The following is a 15628-nucleotide window of genomic DNA, read 5'->3' on the forward strand; positions in this document are numbered from 1 at the left end:
AACCACGTCTTTTTAAGCGTAAATCTCTACTCACTAAGGGTAATGACTTTTTTTTCGCCGCAAAACCACTGACTTTTCCTTTGATTTATATCAACTTACCGCCCGCCTAAACCCCTAATGTTTGCAGCATCATTCGAGAATCAGAGGTGTCTATGAGTCACTCATCCGCTCCCGAAAGGGAAAATGGTGCCGTTATTACTGACTGGCGTCCGGAAGATCCGGCGTTCTGGCAGCAGCGGGGCCACAAGGTTGCAAGCCGTAACCTGTGGATTTCAGTTCCATGTTTGCTGCTCGCGTTTTGCGTATGGATGTTGTTCAGTGCCGTGGCGGTTAACCTGCCGAAAGTGGGTTTTTCCTTTACTACCGATCAGCTGTTTATGCTGACCGCGCTGCCGTCGCTGTCCGGCGCGCTGCTGCGCGTGCCTTATGCGTTTATGGTACCGGTGTTCGGTGGCCGCCGCTGGACGGCGTTCAGTACCGGCATCATGATCGTTCCGTGCGTATGGCTGGGCTTTGCGGTGCAGGATACCTCCACGCCGTTTAGCGTGTTCGTGATCATCTCCCTGCTGTGCGGCTTCGCCGGTGCAAACTTTGCGTCCAGCATGGCGAACATCAGCTTCTTCTTCCCGAAAGCGAAGCAGGGCGGCGCGCTGGGCATTAACGGCGGCCTGGGCAACATGGGCGTGAGCGTGATGCAGCTGATCGCGCCGCTGGCCATCTCGGTCTCCATTTTTGCCGCCTTCGGTGGCGGTGGCGTTGAACAGGCGGATGGGTCTTCCCTTTATCTGCAAAACGCATCCTGGATTTGGGTGCCGTTCCTGGTGGTCTTCACCCTCGCTGCATGGTTCTTTATGAACGATCTCTCTGCGTCGAAGGCGTCGCTGAGCGAACAGCTGCCGGTGCTGAAGCGTGGACACCTGTGGGTAATGGCGCTGCTGTATCTGGCAACCTTCGGTTCGTTTATCGGTTTCTCTGCGGGCTTCGCCATGCTGTCGAAAACCCAGTTCCCGGACGTGCAGATCCTGCAGTTCGCCTTCTTCGGTCCCTTTATTGGCGCGCTGGCGCGTTCGCTGGGCGGCATGATTTCTGACCGTCTTGGCGGTACCCGCGTTACGCTGGTGAACTTCGTCGTGATGGCCATCTTCTGCGCGCTGCTGTTCCTGACGCTGCCGGTTAACGGCCAGGGCGGTAACTTCAATGCCTTCTTCGGCGTGTTCATGGTGCTGTTCCTGACGGCCGGGCTGGGCAGTGCGTCCACCTTCCAGATGATCTCCGTGATCTTCCGCAAGCTGACGATGGACCGCGTGAAGGCGCAGGGCGGCTCTGAGGAGCAGGCGATGCGCGAAGCGGCAACGGATACGGCGGCGGCGCTGGGCTTTATCTCTGCGATTGGCGCCATCGGCGGCTTCTTTATTCCAAAAGCGTTCGGTATTTCGCTGGATCTTACCGGTTCGCCGGCGGGCGCAATGAAAGTCTTCCTGATCTTCTATATCGCCTGCGTTGCCATAACGTGGCTGGTATACGGACGTAATACTAAGAAAAACAAGTAAGTTTGATTATCCGTTCGCGCGGCCTCGGTGCCGCGCTTTTTTTTACTCCTTCGTTAGTTACAACATACTGAGCGGTTTTAGCGTCAACGCAGGGAGTAACACTGTGATCGCCATCGCCTTGCAGAGGGGTCTACCCCTTAATACCTAAGATGTTAAAAAATGCCGTGCGGTTTGTACGATAAATATAATTTTACTAAATATATCAACAAGATAAAAAATCAAAAAATATACCGCTTTGGTGGTAGTGGGTGTAATACCCCGTTACAGAGAGCCCCCCTGCCTTGATCGTTATCAATTCTCTACATGTTTCAGAGCGTTACCTTCGCTGCAAATCAGCAATGTCGATTTAGAGAGCCACAGGCTCCACACAGGAGATACCCGATGAGCAAATTTTTGGACCGGTTTCGCTACTTCAAGCAGAAGGGCGAAACCTTTGCCGATGGGCACGGCCAGGTTCTGGAGACCAACCGGGACTGGGAGGACGGTTACCGTCAGCGCTGGCAGCATGATAAAGTTGTCCGTTCTACCCACGGCGTAAACTGCACGGGCTCGTGCAGCTGGAAGATTTTCGTTAAGAACGGCCTGGTGACCTGGGAAGTCCAGCAAACCGACTATCCGCGCACGCGCCCGGATATGCCAAACCACGAGCCGCGCGGCTGTCCTCGCGGCGCGAGCTACTCCTGGTATCTGTACAGCGCCAACCGTCTTAAATACCCGCTGATGCGCAAGCGCCTGATGAAGATGTGGCGCGAGGCGAAAGTGCAGCACAGCGATCCGGTTGACGCATGGGCCTCCATCATTGAAGACGCCGACAAAGCGAAAAGCTTCAAGCAGGCTCGCGGCCGCGGCGGCTTCGTGCGCTCCTCGTGGAAAGAAGTTAACGAGCTGATTGCCGCTTCTAACGTCTATACCGTCAAAACCTACGGCCCGGACCGCGTGGCAGGCTTCTCGCCGATCCCGGCGATGTCGATGGTCTCCTACGCGTCCGGCGCGCGCTATCTCTCCCTGATTGGCGGCACCTGCCTGAGCTTCTACGACTGGTACTGCGACCTGCCGCCTGCGTCTCCACAGACCTGGGGCGAGCAGACCGACGTGCCGGAATCCGCGGATTGGTATAACTCCAGCTACATCATTGCCTGGGGATCTAACGTCCCGCAGACCCGTACCCCGGACGCCCACTTCTTTACCGAAGTGCGTTACAAAGGCACCAAAACCGTGGCGGTCACCCCTGACTACGCGGAAATCGCCAAGCTCTGCGACCTGTGGCTTGCGCCGAAGCAGGGCACCGATGCGGCGATGGCGCTGGCGATGGGCCACGTCATGCTGCGTGAGTTCCACCTCGATAAGCCAAGCCAGTACTTCACCGACTACGTGCGCCGCTATACCGACATGCCGATGCTGGTGATGCTGGAAGAGCGCGACGGTTACTATGCCGCGGGCCGCATGCTGCGCGCCGCCGACCTGGTGGATTCACTTGGCCAGGAAAACAACCCGGAATGGAAAACCGTTGCCTACAACAGCGACGGCGAAATGGTGGCGCCTAACGGCTCTATCGGCTTCCGCTGGGGCGAGAAGGGCAAATGGAACCTCGAGCAGCGCGACGGCACAAGCGGCGCGGAAACCGAGCTGCGCCTCAGCATGCTGGGCAGCCAGGACGACATCGCGGAAGTCGGCTTCCCGTACTTCGGCGGCGACGGCACCGAGCACTTCAACAAGGTTGAGCTGCAAAACGTGCTGATGCACAAGCTGCCGGTGAAGCGCCTGCAGCTGGCGGACGGTTCTACCGCGCTGGTGACCACCGTTTACGACCTGACCATGGCGAACTACGGCCTGGAGCGCGGCCTGAACGATGAAAACTGCGCAACCGGCTATGACGATATTAAAGCGTACACCCCCGCGTGGGCCGAGAAGATCACCGGCGTGCCGAGCGCACAGATCGTCCGCATCGCGCGCGAGTTCGCGGAAAACGCCGACAAGACCCACGGTCGCTCAATGATCATCGTCGGGGCCGGTCTGAACCACTGGTATCACCTCGATATGAACTACCGCGGCCTGATCAACATGCTGGTCTTCTGCGGCTGTGTAGGCCAGAGCGGCGGCGGCTGGGCGCACTACGTGGGCCAGGAGAAGCTGCGTCCGCAGACCGGCTGGCAGCCTCTGGCGTTTGGCCTTGACTGGCAGCGTCCGGCGCGCCACATGAACAGCACCTCCTACTTCTACAACCACTCCAGCCAGTGGCGCTACGAAACCGTGACCGCGCAGGAACTGCTGTCGCCAATGGCGGATAAATCCCGCTACAGCGGCCACCTGATCGACTTCAACGTGCGCGCCGAGCGCATGGGCTGGCTGCCGTCCGCGCCGCAGCTGGGCACCAACCCGCTTCGCATTGCCGAAGCGGCGAAGAAAGCGGGCATGACGCCGGTGGATTACACCGTTAAGTCCCTCAAGGACGGCTCCATTCGCTTCGCGGCGGAGCAGCCTGAAAACGGTAAAAACCATCCGCGCAACCTGTTTATCTGGCGTTCAAACCTGCTGGGCTCGTCCGGTAAAGGCCACGAGTACATGCTGAAGTATCTGCTGGGCACCGAGCACGGTATCCAGGGGAAAGATCTCGGCAAGCAGGGCGGCGTGAAGCCGGAAGAAGTGGAATGGCAGGACAACGGCCTGGACGGCAAGCTGGATCTGGTGGTGACGCTGGACTTCCGCCTGTCGAGCACCTGCCTGTACTCCGACATCGTGCTGCCAACCGCGACCTGGTATGAAAAAGACGACATGAATACCTCGGATATGCATCCGTTTATTCATCCGCTGTCTGCCGCCGTTGACCCGGCGTGGGAATCCAAAAGCGACTGGGAAATCTACAAGGGCATCGCGAAGAAATTCTCTGAAGTCTGCGTAGGCCACCTCGGCAAAGAGACCGACGTGGTGACGCTGCCCATCCAGCACGACTCCGCCGCCGAGCTGGCGCAGCCGCTGGACGTGAAGGACTGGAAAAATGGCGAATGCGACCTGATCCCGGGCGTGACCGCGCCGCACATCATTCCGGTTGAGCGTGACTATCCGGCGACCTACGAGCGCTTTACCTCTATCGGCCCGCTGATGGAGAAAATCGGCAACGGCGGTAAAGGCATCGCGTGGAATACCCAGAGCGAAATGGATCTGCTGCGCAAGCTCAATTACACCAAGGCGGAAGGCCCGGCCAAAGGCCAGCCGATGCTGAACACGGCAATTGACGCGGCGGAAATGATCCTGACCCTGGCCCCGGAAACCAACGGCCACGTGGCGGTGAAGGCGTGGGCGGCCCTGAGCGAATTTACCGGTCGCGACCACACGCATCTGGCGAAGAATAAAGAGGAAGAGAAAATTCGCTTCCGCGATATTCAGGCCCAGCCGCGCAAAATTATCTCCAGCCCGACCTGGTCCGGCCTTGAGGACGAGCACGTCTCTTACAACGCCGGTTACACCAACGTTCACGAGCTGATCCCGTGGCGCACCCTGTCAGGTCGTCAGTCCCTGTATCAGGATCACCAGTGGATGCGCGACTTCGGCGAGAGCCTGCTGGTCTATCGTCCGCCGATCGACACGCGTTCGGTGAAAGAGGTGATGGGCGATAAATCCAACGGCAATCCGGAGAAAGCGCTGAACTTCCTGACGCCGCACCAGAAGTGGGGCATTCACTCTACCTACAGCGACAACCTGCTGATGCTGACCCTGGGTCGCGGCGGTCCGATTGTGTGGATGAGCGAAGCGGACGCGAAGGAGCTGGGCATTGTCGATAACGACTGGATCGAAGTGTTTAACAGCAACGGCGCGCTGACCGCGCGTGCGGTAGTAAGCCAGCGCGTGCCGGCCGGGATGACCATGATGTACCACGCTCAGGAACGTATCGTGAACCTGCCGGGTTCAGAGATAACGGAACAGCGCGGCGGTATTCATAACTCCGTGACCCGCATTACGCCAAAGCCAACCCACATGATCGGCGGCTATGCGCAGCTGGCCTACGGCTTTAACTACTACGGTACGGTAGGGTCTAACCGCGATGAGTTCGTGGTGGTTCGTAAGATGAAGAATATCAACTGGTTAGACGGCGAAGGTAATGACCAGGTACAGGAGAGCGTAAAATGAAAATTCGTTCACAAGTCGGCATGGTGCTGAATCTGGATAAATGCATCGGCTGTCATACCTGCTCGGTCACCTGTAAAAACGTCTGGACCAGCCGCGAAGGCACCGAGTACGCCTGGTTCAACAACGTGGAAACCAAGCCGGGCACCGGCTTCCCGACCGACTGGGAAAACCAGGAGAAGTGGAAGGGCGGCTGGATCCGCAAGATCAACGGCAAAATTCAGCCGCGCATGGGCAACCGCGCGATGCTGCTGGGTAAAATCTTCGCCAACCCGCACCTGCCGGGCATCGACGACTATTACGAGCCGTTTGACTTCGACTATCAAAACCTGGCCAACGCGCCGGAAGGCAAGCATCAGCCGATTGCGCGTCCGCGCTCGCTGATCACCGGCCAGCGTATGGGCAAAATCGAGAAAGGGCCAAACTGGGAAGACGACCTGGGCGGCGAGTTCGAGAAGCTGTCGAAAGACCAGAACTTCGAGAACATGCAGAAGGCGATGTACGGCCAGTTCGAAAACACCTTCATGATGTACCTGCCGCGCCTGTGCGAACACTGCCTGAACCCGGCGTGCGTCGCGACCTGCCCGAGCGGTGCGATCTACAAGCGTGAAGAAGACGGCATCGTGCTGATCGACCAGGACAAGTGCCGCGGCTGGCGCATGTGCATCACCGGCTGCCCGTACAAGAAAATCTACTTCAACTGGAAGAGCGGCAAGTCCGAGAAGTGCATCTTCTGCTATCCGCGTATCGAAGCGGGTATGCCGACCGTCTGCTCCGAAAGCTGCGTCGGCCGCATCCGCTACCTTGGCGTGCTGCTGTACGACGCGGACGCCATTGAAACGGCAGCCAGCACCGAGAACGAGAAAGATCTGTACCAGCGCCAGCTGGACGTATTCCTCGATCCGAACGATCCGAAAGTGATTGAGCAGGCGCTGAAGGACGGCGTGCCGCAGAGCGTGATCGACGCGGCGCAGCAGTCTCCGGTGTACAAAATGGCGATGGACTGGAAGCTGGCCCTGCCGCTGCATCCGGAATACCGCACGCTGCCGATGGTGTGGTACGTGCCGCCGCTGTCTCCGATTCAGTCTGCCGCCGACGCGGGCGAGCTGGGCAGCAACGGCATTCTGCCGGACGTGGAAAGCCTGCGCATTCCGGTTCAGTACCTGGCGAACCTGCTGACCGCAGGCGATACCCAGCCGGTTCTGCTGGCGCTGAAGCGCATGCTGGCGATGCGCCACTTTAAGCGTGCGGAAACCGTTGACGGCGTAACGGATACCCGCGCGCTGGAAGAGGTGGGGCTCACCGAAGCGCAGGCCCAGGAGATGTATCGCTACCTGGCGATTGCGAACTACGAAGATCGCTTCGTGGTGCCGAGCAGCCACCGCGAGCAGGCTCGCGATGCCTTCCCGGAGAAAAGCGGGTGTGGTTTCAGCTTTGGCGACGGTTGCCACGGGTCTGACACCAAATTCAACCTGTTCAACAGCCGCCGCATCGATGCAATGGATGTGACCAGCAAAACGGAGCCGCACCAATGATTGAACTCGTCATTGTTTCGCGTCTGCTCGAGTATCCGGATGCTGCCCTTGCGCAGCATCAGCAGGAACTCTTTGATGCACTCGCGTCATCTGAAAACCTGGATAAAGAGGATGCCCAGACGCTGGGCGTTTTCCTGCGCGATCTGCTCGCGCGCGATCTTCTCGACGCGCAGGCCGACTACAGCCAGCTGTTCGACCGCGGCCGCGCAACCTCGCTGCTGCTGTTTGAACACGTTCACGGCGAATCCCGCGACCGCGGGCAGGCGATGGTGGATTTGATGGCCCAGTACGAGCAGCACGGCCTGCAGCTCGACAGCCGCGAACTGCCGGACCACCTGCCGCTGTATCTGGAATATCTGGCACAGCTGCCGAAAGAAGAGGCGCTCGGCGGTTTGCAGGACATCGCGCCGATTCTGGCCCTGCTGAGCGCGCGCCTCACGCAGCGTGAAAGCCGCTATGCGGTGCTGTTCGATCTGCTCGTCAAGCTGGCCAACGCCGCCGTCGACGGTGAGAAGGTCGCGGAGAAAATCGCGGACGAAGCCCGTGACGACACGCCGGAAGCGCTGGACGCCGTCTGGGAAGAGGAGCAGGTGAAATTCTTTGCTGACCAGAACTGCGGCGAGTCTGAAATCTCGGCTCACCAGCGTCGTTTTGCCGGTGCTGTTGCCCCGCAATATTTGAATATCTCTAACGGAGGACGGCAATAATGCACTTCCTGAATATGTTCTTCTTTGACATTTACCCGTACATTGCGGGCACCGTGTTCCTGGTGGGAAGCTGGCTGCGCTATGACTACGGCCAGTACACCTGGCGCGTGGCCTCCAGCCAGATGCTGGACCGTAAGGGGATGAATCTCGCGTCTAACCTGTTCCACATCGGGATCCTCGGCGTGATTGCCGGTCACGCCTTCGGGATGCTGACGCCGCACTGGATGTATGAAGCGTGGCTGCCGCTGGACGTGAAGCAGAAGATGGCGATGTTCGGCGGCGGTGCTGCCGGCCTGATGTGCCTGGTGGGCGGCCTGCTGCTGCTCAAGCGCCGCCTCTTTAGCCCTCGCATTCGCGCTACGACCACCGCGGCGGATATTCTGGTGCTGTCGGTGCTGGTGATCCAGTGCGCGCTGGGCCTGATGACCATTCCGTTCTCTGCGCAGCATATGGACGGCAGCGAGATGATGAAGCTGGTGGGCTGGGCGCAGGCCGTGGTGACCTTCCACGGCGGCGCGTCTGAGCACCTGGACGGCGTGGCGTTTATCTTCCGTATGCACCTGGTGCTGGGGATGACCCTGTTCGTGCTGTTCCCGTTCTCGCGCCTGGTGCACATCTGGAGCGTGCCGGTGGAGTACCTGACGCGCAAATATCAGGTGGTTCGCGCCCGCCGCTAGTTCTGCGTTTTGCTCAAAACCCCGCGCTTGCGGGGTTTTTTTTGCCCCATGGCTGGTGCTTACCTGCAGCTTATGACGCCGTCTGTTGCCGGGTGGCGGCTGCGCCTTACCCGGCCTACATATATTGCATGTTTAGATGTTCGGATAATCCTGGGGGAAGGATTACTCGGCGCGATGCGCCTCGCCCTTCGGGTCGTTGCCTGTGGCAACGCTTTCTCGCTGCGCTCGAATCGAACCTTGGTCGAAGCTTCTCATCCTTCCCCGTTACGGAGATGCATGATGCCTGGTGCGAACAGAAGGTTTGGAATTATTCGAAAGTGATGGTGGTGGGGGAAGGATTCGAACCTTCGAAGTCGATGACGGCAGATTTACAGTCTGCTCCCTTTGGCCGCTCGGGAACCCCACCAGGGGTAATTCATATTTTGAGATGAAGCTGAGAGATGGTGGTGGGGGAAGGATTCGAACCTTCGAAGTCGATGACGGCAGATTTACAGTCTGCTCCCTTTGGCCGCTCGGGAACCCCACCACGGGGTAATGCTTTTTTACTGGCCTGCTTCGGTGAGAAGCGGGGCGCATCATATCAAATGAGACGCCCCTGTAAAGCATTCCTTTACGTAACAGCGGTCGTTTGCCTGCTTTTTATCCGTAAAGGCGCAAAGCTAATCAATTCATTTTACGAAGGATTAAAGAATAATCGTTCTGTTGCCGTACACGAAGACGCGCTGCGCCAACACCTGGTACAGCGCGCGGCTTAACACGTTTTTCTCAACGTCGCGGCCAGCGCGCATCATGTCTTCCGCCGTGTAGGTGTGATCCACGTGAATGACGTCCTGCATGATGATAGGGCCTTCGTCCAGGTTGTCATTCACGTAGTGCGCGGTTGCGCCGATGATCTTCACGCCGCGCTCGTAGGCCTGGTGGTATGGACGCGCGCCGATAAAGGCCGGCAGGAACGAATGGTGAATATTGATGATTTTGTTCGGGAAGCGCGCCACAAATGACGGGGTCAGCACGCGCATGTATTTCGCCAGCACGACGTAGTCCGGGTTATGCGCCTCGATGGCGTCCGCCATCAGCTTGTCATGCTCTTCGCGCGCGTGGCCCTCATGGCTCACCAGCTCGAACGGAATATCGAAACGCTCAACCAGCGACCGCAGCGTCTCGTGGTTACCGATGACGGCGGCAATGTCCACGTCCAGCCCGCCGTAGTTAGCCTTCATCAGCAGGTCGCCCAGGCAGTGCGCCTCTTTGGTGACCAGAATGACGATGCGACGGCGTCCGGCTGGCGTCAGCTCACGGACGGACCCCTCCGGCAGGGCGCTGTCCAGATCGGCAAGCAGGGTGGTGTCGTTGAAAATGCCTTCGAGCTCGGTGCGCATGAAAAAGCGCCCGGTACGGTGGTCAACGAATTCGTTGTTCTGCACGATGTTCAGCTCATGCTTGTAACAGATGTTGGTAATTCGTGCGATCAGCCCTTTTTGATCGGGACAGATGGTGCGCAGAACTTTACGTTGTAGTGATTGCATCGCCGGGAAATCCTGTTTATGTATTTGCGAAGTCTGGGCTGTCGGACGTTACTGCCCGCAGCACTTTTTAAATTTTTTACCTGAACCGCAGGGGCAGGGATCGTTACGACCAAACTGTGGACGCGTTCCGTCAATATAATACCATTGCCCGCTTTCCTTTAAGAACCGGGAACGTTCGATGATGGCGCCGGGAGTGTTATTCTCGCTAAACCGGGCGACGAAGCTGACGTAGCCTTCGCTGTCATCGACGCCGGTTGCCGTCTCAAACACGGTTAACCCAAGCCAGACGGTGTTGGCAAATCCGGCGACAACATCCTGTCTAAATTCGGCCGCCCGGCAGGATGGGTGCCAGGTTTTAATCAGGTAGTCTGCGTCTTTGATCACAAAAGCAGCATACCGCGAGCGCATAAGGTGTGACGGGTCTGGTGCAACCTGCGTGCCGGAAAGATATCGATGGCAACATAGGCTATACTCCAGAGCGCTACCACAGGGGCAGAGTTGAGACACAATTCTCTTCCTGGAACAAAAAATAAGAGCGTTAAACGCTCAGGGTGGCACCATGTTAACTGAGCATGTGCGTTGATGCTATGTCGGGAATCCAGGGGAAGTAAAACGGGTCTGATGAGAAAGGTAAAAATTGGTCTGGCGCTGGGCTCAGGAGCAGCCCGGGGTTGGTCACACATTGGCGTGATTAACGCCCTCAACAAGATGGGCGTTGACGTCGATATCGTCGCAGGATGTTCGATAGGTTCGCTGGTGGGGTCGGCCTATGCCTGCGGTAAACTTCCGGAGCTTGAAGCGTGGGTGCGCTCGTTTAGCTACTGGGATGTGCTGCGCCTGATGGACCTCTCCTGGCAGCGCGGTGGTTTGCTGCGCGGCGAGCGCGTGTTTAATCAATTCCGTCAGGTCATGCCCCTCGATGATTTCAGCCATTGCCAAATGCCTTTCGGTGCCGTGGCGACGAACCTCAGCACCGGCAGAGAGCTGTGGCTCACCGAAGGGGATATCCATTTGGCCGTGCGCGCCTCATGCAGTATTCCCGGCCTGATGGCACCCGTGCCTCACAACGGCTACTGGCTCGTTGATGGCGGCGTGGTGAATCCCGTTCCTATCTCGTTGACCCGCGCCATGGGCGCGGATATCGTCATTGCCGTCGACCTTCAGCACGATGCTCACCTGATGCAGCAGGATCTTTTGCCGGTCAATTTGCACAGCGATAGCGCCGAGACGGAGAAACTTGCCTGGCATGAACGTCTGAAGGGGCGCATCGGCCGCTTTACCGCCCGTCGCGCCGTCGCGGCACCGACGGCAATGGAGATCATGACGACCTCAATTCAGGTTCTTGAGAATCGCCTGAAGCGAAACCGCATGGCAGGTGATCCTCCGGATATTTTAATCCAGCCTTATTGCCCACAAATTTCAACGCTTGATTTTCACCGTGCCGAGGCCGCCATCGCAGCGGGCTCGTTAGCCGTAGAAAAGAAAATGGATGAGTTGCTGCCGTTTATCCGGTCAACTCACTAAGCACTTTTTTAATTTTTTTCAGCAAAATCGGACAGGCGATAGTACCGATAGCATGCCACTATTTACTAACTGTCAGCCTGGGGAGGAATCATGACGCAGCCATTGGCCGGAAAACACATTTTAATAGTTGAAGACGAGCCCGTTTTCCGATCGCTGCTGGATTCGTGGTTAACCTCATTGGGAGCAGACACATCGCTGGCGACAGACGGTATTGAGGCGCTGGAGAAAATGACCGGCATGACGCCCGATCTGCTGATTTGCGATCTCGCCATGCCGCGCATGAACGGCCTGATGCTGGTTGAGCGCCTTCGCGCTGACGGCGATCAGACGCCGATTCTGGTCATTTCCGCAACGGAGGAAATGGCTGATATTGCTAAAGCGCTGCGCCTCGGCGTGCAGGATATTCTGCTCAAGCCCGTCAAGGATTTAAACCGGCTGCGTGAAACGGTGCTGGCCTGTTTGTATCCCAATATGTTTAATTCGCGCGTCGAAGAGGAGGAGCGGTTATTTCAGGACTGGGACGCTCTGGTCAGCAATCCTCATGCCGCCGCGAAATTATTGCAGGAGCTGCAGCCGCCGGTACAACAATCGATATCGCATTGCCGGGTAAATTATCGTCAGCTGGTTGCGGCAGATCAGCCGGGTCTGGTGCTCGATATTGCCGCTTTATCCGATACCGACCTGGCTTTTTATTGTCTGGACGTGACGCGAGCGGGGGATAATGGTGTTTTAGCTGCGTTATTACTTCGCGCGCTTTTTAACGGATTGCTGCAGGAACAGTTATCTCATCAGGGGCAGCGTCTGCCCGAGTTGGGCAGTTTACTTAAACAGGTCAATCAGCTTTTCCGTCAGGCCAATTTACCCGGCCAGTTTCCCCTTCTGGTGGGCTATTATCACAGCGAATTAAATAATCTCATCCTGGTTTCTGCGGGTTTAAATGCCACCCTGAATACGGGAGAGCACCATATTCAGGTAAGCAGCGGCGTGCCGCTGGGAACGTTAGGAACGGCCTATCTTAATCAAATTAGCCACCGTTGCTCATCCTGGCAGTGTCAGGTGTGGGGAGCAGGAGGGCGGTTACGCTTAATGTTGTCCACGGAATAAGCAGTTGGATTTTATTCACCAGAATGCTTTTCCCGTGTATTGATGGCAGTGCTACTATCACTGCCAGAATCATACGTATTAATCCTAATTGATCGGCAACGCGTTCTTTTCAGACCCTGACTAGCGGGTGTGGCTGATATACTCAACGCGTTATTAAATGCATAAAAGTTCAAAACTTGAACAGTTCAGGAGAATTTCAATGGCTGCCCTAAATTCGAAAGTCAGAAAGGCCGTTATCCCGGTAGCGGGATTGGGGACCAGGATGTTGCCCGCGACGAAGGCAATCCCTAAAGAGATGCTGCCTTTGGTTGATAAGCCATTAATCCAGTATGTCGTCAATGAATGTATCGCGGCGGGCATCACTGAAATTGTGCTGGTCACGCATTCATCTAAAAACTCGATCGAAAACCATTTTGATACCAGTTTTGAACTCGAAGCGATGCTGGAAAAGCGCGTTAAGCGCCAGCTGTTAGCCGAAGTCCAGTCTATTTGCCCTCCGCACGTCACTATTATGCAGGTGCGTCAGGGCCTGGCTAAAGGCCTGGGACACGCTGTACTTTGCGCTCACCCTGTTGTTGGTGATGAGCCGGTCGCGGTTATCCTTCCTGACGTTATTCTTGATGAATACGAATCCGATCTTTCCCAGGACAACCTGGCAGAGATGATCGCGCGCTTTGATGAGACCGGAAACAGCCAAATCATGGTTGAACCCGTTGAAGACGTCACGGCGTACGGTGTGGTTGACTGCAAAGGTGCCGATCTTGCACCGGGCGAAAGCGTACCTATGGTCGGTGTCGTTGAGAAACCAAAAGCCGACGTGGCGCCATCTAACCTTGCCGTTGTGGGTCGCTATGTCCTGAGCGCCGAAATCTGGGCGCTGCTGGCGAAAACGCCTCCAGGCGCGGGTGACGAGATTCAGCTGACCGATGCAATCGACATGCTGATCGAGAAAGAGACCGTTGAAGCCTATCATATGAAAGGCAAGAGCCACGACTGTGGTAATAAGCTGGGTTATATGCAGGCATTTGTTGAATACGGTATTCGCCATAATAGCCTGGGTGAAGAATTTAAGGCCTGGCTTAAAGAAAACGTGTGATGGCTAAGTAATATCCTTATACGCGTAAATGAGACCGGTGTGGCATTGCTCACCGGTCTTTTTTTATCCCTGTAACCGTTTGACTTTGTCGCCAGAAGGGATGTAGCCAGGGGCTGAAATGCCAATATAACACCCTTTATGGTGAGCAATGGCAAATTATGGATACAAAAAATCCCGCCGTAAGCGGGATTTTGAAAAGCGTTATTAGGATTAATCCTTGATCAGGAAATCATCCAGCTGTTTACCTTGCTCATCCATGGCTTTCTTGATAACAGCAGGAGTGCGGCCCTGGCCAGTCCAGGTTTTAGTTTCGCCATTCTCGTCAACGTAGCTATATTTAGCCGGACGAGCAGCGCGTTTTGCTTTGGTACCGGTTTTTGCAGCAGCCATGCTGTTCAGCAATTCGTTTGGATCAATACCATCAGCAATCAGCATTTCGCGATATTGCTGTAATTTACGAGTGCGCTCTTCAACTTCAGCAGCAGCGGCGCTTTCTTCTTCGCGACGCTCATTAACGACGACTTCTAATTTTTCCAGCATTTCTTCAAGCGTTTCAAGGGTGCATTCTCTTGCCTGCGCACGAAGAGTACGGATGTTGTTCAGAATTTTAAGTGCTTCGCTCATTGTAGTAATCTCAAACTTATAATGGGGGTGGTTTGTTGTCCTAATAATAGAGCGATAAATTGAGTTGTGCAATAGGTGGGAATGTAAGGATTTCAAAAAATACTGAATAAATTTCCCTATTATTAATTACGCTAACTTAAATTTTGGTGTTTATCGGGACCCTGGGATATCCAGCAAACGGCTAAGACAAGGGGCTACATGTTTGTTTTGTGACGTTTCACGCAGGAATTATAGTTACAGCGGACAAATATCAGCCTTTTGTATTACTCCGGTAAAGCGTAGTGATGTCTTGACGGGTTAATAAATAGTGAATTTTAATGAACATTGATTCCAGTATAAAAAGAAGTGTTATCCCGGATTTAGCGCTTTGCTTATTGGCTCTCGTTATTACGTTAATGCCTGTTTTAACGCATTATTTTCAACAGTTTGTGATGGTGGTTCGCGCTTCGCAATGTGCTCGTACGCGCGCCGCGTCGCTTAAAAACGAGCAAAACATGGTACAATGACTCATCGGGATTATTACACTTTGATTAGGGTTTTATGCCAATGGCACAACTTTATTTCTACTATTCAGCAATGAATGCAGGGAAATCCACGGCGTTACTGCAGTCTTCCTACAATTATCAGGAAAGAGGCATGCGCACCGTTGTTTACACCGCTGAGATTGACGACCGCTATGGTGCAGGCAAGGTAAGTTCGAGAATCGGCCTCTCGTCTCCTGCAAGACTGTTTAATCCCACAACCGACCTTCTGCAGGATATTCGTGCTGAACACGCCTCTAAGGCCATTAACTGCGTTCTGGTTGATGAAAGCCAGTTCCTGACGCGTGAGCAGGTCCACGCGCTTTCCGAGGTGGTTGATGAGCTGGATATTCCCGTTCTTTGCTATGGTTTACGCACGGATTTTAGAGGGGAGTTATTTGCCGGAAGCCAATATCTCCTGGCATGGTCAGATAAGCTGGTCGAACTTAAAACAATATGTTTTTGCGGTCGCAAGGCGAGCATGGTGCTTCGTCTGGATCAGTCAGGCAAACCCTACGCTGATGGCGAGCAGGTGGTGATAGGAGGCAATGATCGCTACGTCTCGGTCTGTCGTAAACATTATAAGGAAGCGCTGGTTGTAGGCTCGCTGGCGGCGCTACAGAACGAGAACCAGAAATAATT

At 55.7% G+C, this 15628-nt stretch carries 12 protein-coding genes, 2 tRNA genes and 1 other RNA gene; 9 read left to right on the forward strand and 6 right to left on the reverse strand.

The features are described from left to right. The first annotated feature begins 152 nt into the window (after positions 1-152). From AB8804_RS01815 to narI, 5 genes are all read left to right on the forward strand, one after another. Positions 153-1550, forward strand: coding sequence for a NarK family nitrate/nitrite MFS transporter (locus AB8804_RS01815; RefSeq protein ID WP_371182411.1), 1398 nt, complete (start codon positions 153-155; stop codon positions 1548-1550). A 381-nt stretch (positions 1551-1931) separates the two neighbouring features. Then, positions 1932-5675, forward strand: a complete 3744-nt coding sequence (locus tag AB8804_RS01820) for a nitrate reductase subunit alpha (RefSeq protein ID WP_371182413.1) — start codon at positions 1932-1934, stop codon at positions 5673-5675. Further along, positions 5672-7207: a nitrate reductase subunit beta gene (gene narH / locus AB8804_RS01825; protein ID WP_371182415.1), complete on the forward strand. Its 1536-nt coding sequence runs from the start codon at positions 5672-5674 to the stop codon at positions 7205-7207. The genes AB8804_RS01820 and narH overlap by 4 nt, the downstream gene beginning before the upstream one ends. Beyond that, positions 7204-7914 carry a nitrate reductase molybdenum cofactor assembly chaperone gene (narJ, locus tag AB8804_RS01830; protein ID WP_371182417.1) on the forward strand — a complete coding sequence of 237 codons (711 nt, stop codon included), beginning with the start codon at positions 7204-7206 and terminating at the stop codon, positions 7912-7914. The genes narH and narJ overlap by 4 nt, the downstream gene beginning before the upstream one ends. Then, the gene (gene narI / locus AB8804_RS01835; protein ID WP_371182419.1) at positions 7914-8591 is read left to right on the forward strand and encodes a respiratory nitrate reductase subunit gamma; all 678 of its coding nucleotides are present in this window, start codon (positions 7914-7916) and stop codon (positions 8589-8591) included. The genes narJ and narI overlap by 1 nt, the downstream gene beginning before the upstream one ends. Positions 8592-8736: 145 nt before the next feature. On the opposite strand, the gene AB8804_RS01840 is transcribed toward narI, so the two are convergent. From AB8804_RS01840 to AB8804_RS01860, 5 genes are all read right to left on the reverse strand, one after another. Then, positions 8737-8867, reverse strand: a non-coding RNA gene (locus AB8804_RS01840) — RtT sRNA. A 45-nt stretch (positions 8868-8912) separates the two neighbouring features. After that, a tRNA-Tyr gene (locus tag AB8804_RS01845) sits at positions 8913-8997 on the reverse strand. A gap of 35 nt (positions 8998-9032) precedes the next feature. Next, positions 9033-9117 (reverse strand) — tRNA-Tyr (locus AB8804_RS01850). A gap of 157 nt (positions 9118-9274) precedes the next feature. Beyond that, positions 9275-10117, reverse strand: a complete 843-nt coding sequence (purU, locus tag AB8804_RS01855; RefSeq protein ID WP_371182421.1) for a formyltetrahydrofolate deformylase — start codon at positions 10115-10117, stop codon at positions 9275-9277. 48 nt (positions 10118-10165) lie between these two features. Beyond that, complete coding sequence (locus AB8804_RS01860; protein ID WP_371182422.1) at positions 10166-10624, reverse strand: YchJ family protein; 459 nt, start codon at positions 10622-10624, stop codon at positions 10166-10168. A gap of 114 nt (positions 10625-10738) precedes the next feature. On the opposite strand from AB8804_RS01860, the gene rssA reads away from it, so the two are divergent. The 3 genes from rssA to galU all read left to right on the forward strand — a co-directional run bounded on the left by rssA (position 10739) and on the right by galU (position 13841). Then, entirely contained in the window at positions 10739-11641 is a 903-nt protein-coding gene (gene rssA / locus AB8804_RS01865) for a patatin-like phospholipase RssA (protein ID WP_371182424.1), read from the forward strand. A 90-nt stretch (positions 11642-11731) separates the two neighbouring features. After that, a complete protein-coding gene (rssB, locus tag AB8804_RS01870) occupies positions 11732-12745 on the forward strand; it encodes a two-component system response regulator RssB (RefSeq protein ID WP_371182426.1) in 1014 nt (337 codons plus the stop codon). Positions 12746-12944: 199 nt separating this feature from the next. Beyond that, positions 12945-13841: a UTP--glucose-1-phosphate uridylyltransferase GalU gene (galU, locus tag AB8804_RS01875; protein ID WP_371182428.1), complete on the forward strand. Its 897-nt coding sequence runs from the start codon at positions 12945-12947 to the stop codon at positions 13839-13841. A gap of 210 nt (positions 13842-14051) precedes the next feature. Here galU and hns read toward each other — a convergent pair whose 3' ends face one another. Continuing rightward, on the reverse strand, positions 14052-14465 hold the full coding sequence (hns, locus tag AB8804_RS01880; protein WP_112011642.1) for a histone-like nucleoid-structuring protein H-NS: 414 nt from the start codon (positions 14463-14465) through the stop codon (positions 14052-14054). Positions 14466-15011: 546 nt separating this feature from the next. Between hns and tdk the strand changes: the two genes are divergently transcribed. After that, positions 15012-15626: a thymidine kinase gene (gene tdk / locus AB8804_RS01885; protein WP_371182431.1), complete on the forward strand. Its 615-nt coding sequence runs from the start codon at positions 15012-15014 to the stop codon at positions 15624-15626. Positions 15627-15628: the final 2 nt, after the last annotated feature.

Origin of the sequence: Enterobacter sp. KBR-315C3_2022 (assembly GCF_041399425.1) — a bacterium.
Lineage (GTDB): Bacteria > Pseudomonadota > Gammaproteobacteria > Enterobacterales > Enterobacteriaceae > Enterobacter.

Bases quoted from the DNA above. Each gene is read 5' to 3' on its own strand.
- AB8804_RS01815 (WP_371182411.1), top strand. From the start codon at position 153: ATGAGTCACTCATCCGCTCCCGAAAGGGAAAATGGTGCCGTTATTACT.
- AB8804_RS01820 (WP_371182413.1), top strand. From the start codon at position 1,932: ATGAGCAAATTTTTGGACCGGTTTCGCTACTTCAAGCAGAAGGGCGAA.
- narH (WP_371182415.1), top strand. From the start codon at position 5,672: ATGAAAATTCGTTCACAAGTCGGCATGGTGCTGAATCTGGATAAATGC.
- narJ (WP_371182417.1), top strand. From the start codon at position 7,204: ATGATTGAACTCGTCATTGTTTCGCGTCTGCTCGAGTATCCGGATGCT.
- narI (WP_371182419.1), top strand. From the start codon at position 7,914: ATGCACTTCCTGAATATGTTCTTCTTTGACATTTACCCGTACATTGCG.
- purU (WP_371182421.1), bottom strand. From the start codon at position 10,117: ATGCAATCACTACAACGTAAAGTTCTGCGCACCATCTGTCCCGATCAA.
- rssA (WP_371182424.1), top strand. From the start codon at position 10,739: ATGAGAAAGGTAAAAATTGGTCTGGCGCTGGGCTCAGGAGCAGCCCGG.
- rssB (WP_371182426.1), top strand. From the start codon at position 11,732: ATGACGCAGCCATTGGCCGGAAAACACATTTTAATAGTTGAAGACGAG.
- galU (WP_371182428.1), top strand. From the start codon at position 12,945: ATGGCTGCCCTAAATTCGAAAGTCAGAAAGGCCGTTATCCCGGTAGCG.
- hns (WP_112011642.1), bottom strand. From the start codon at position 14,465: ATGAGCGAAGCACTTAAAATTCTGAACAACATCCGTACTCTTCGTGCG.
- tdk (WP_371182431.1), top strand. From the start codon at position 15,012: ATGGCACAACTTTATTTCTACTATTCAGCAATGAATGCAGGGAAATCC.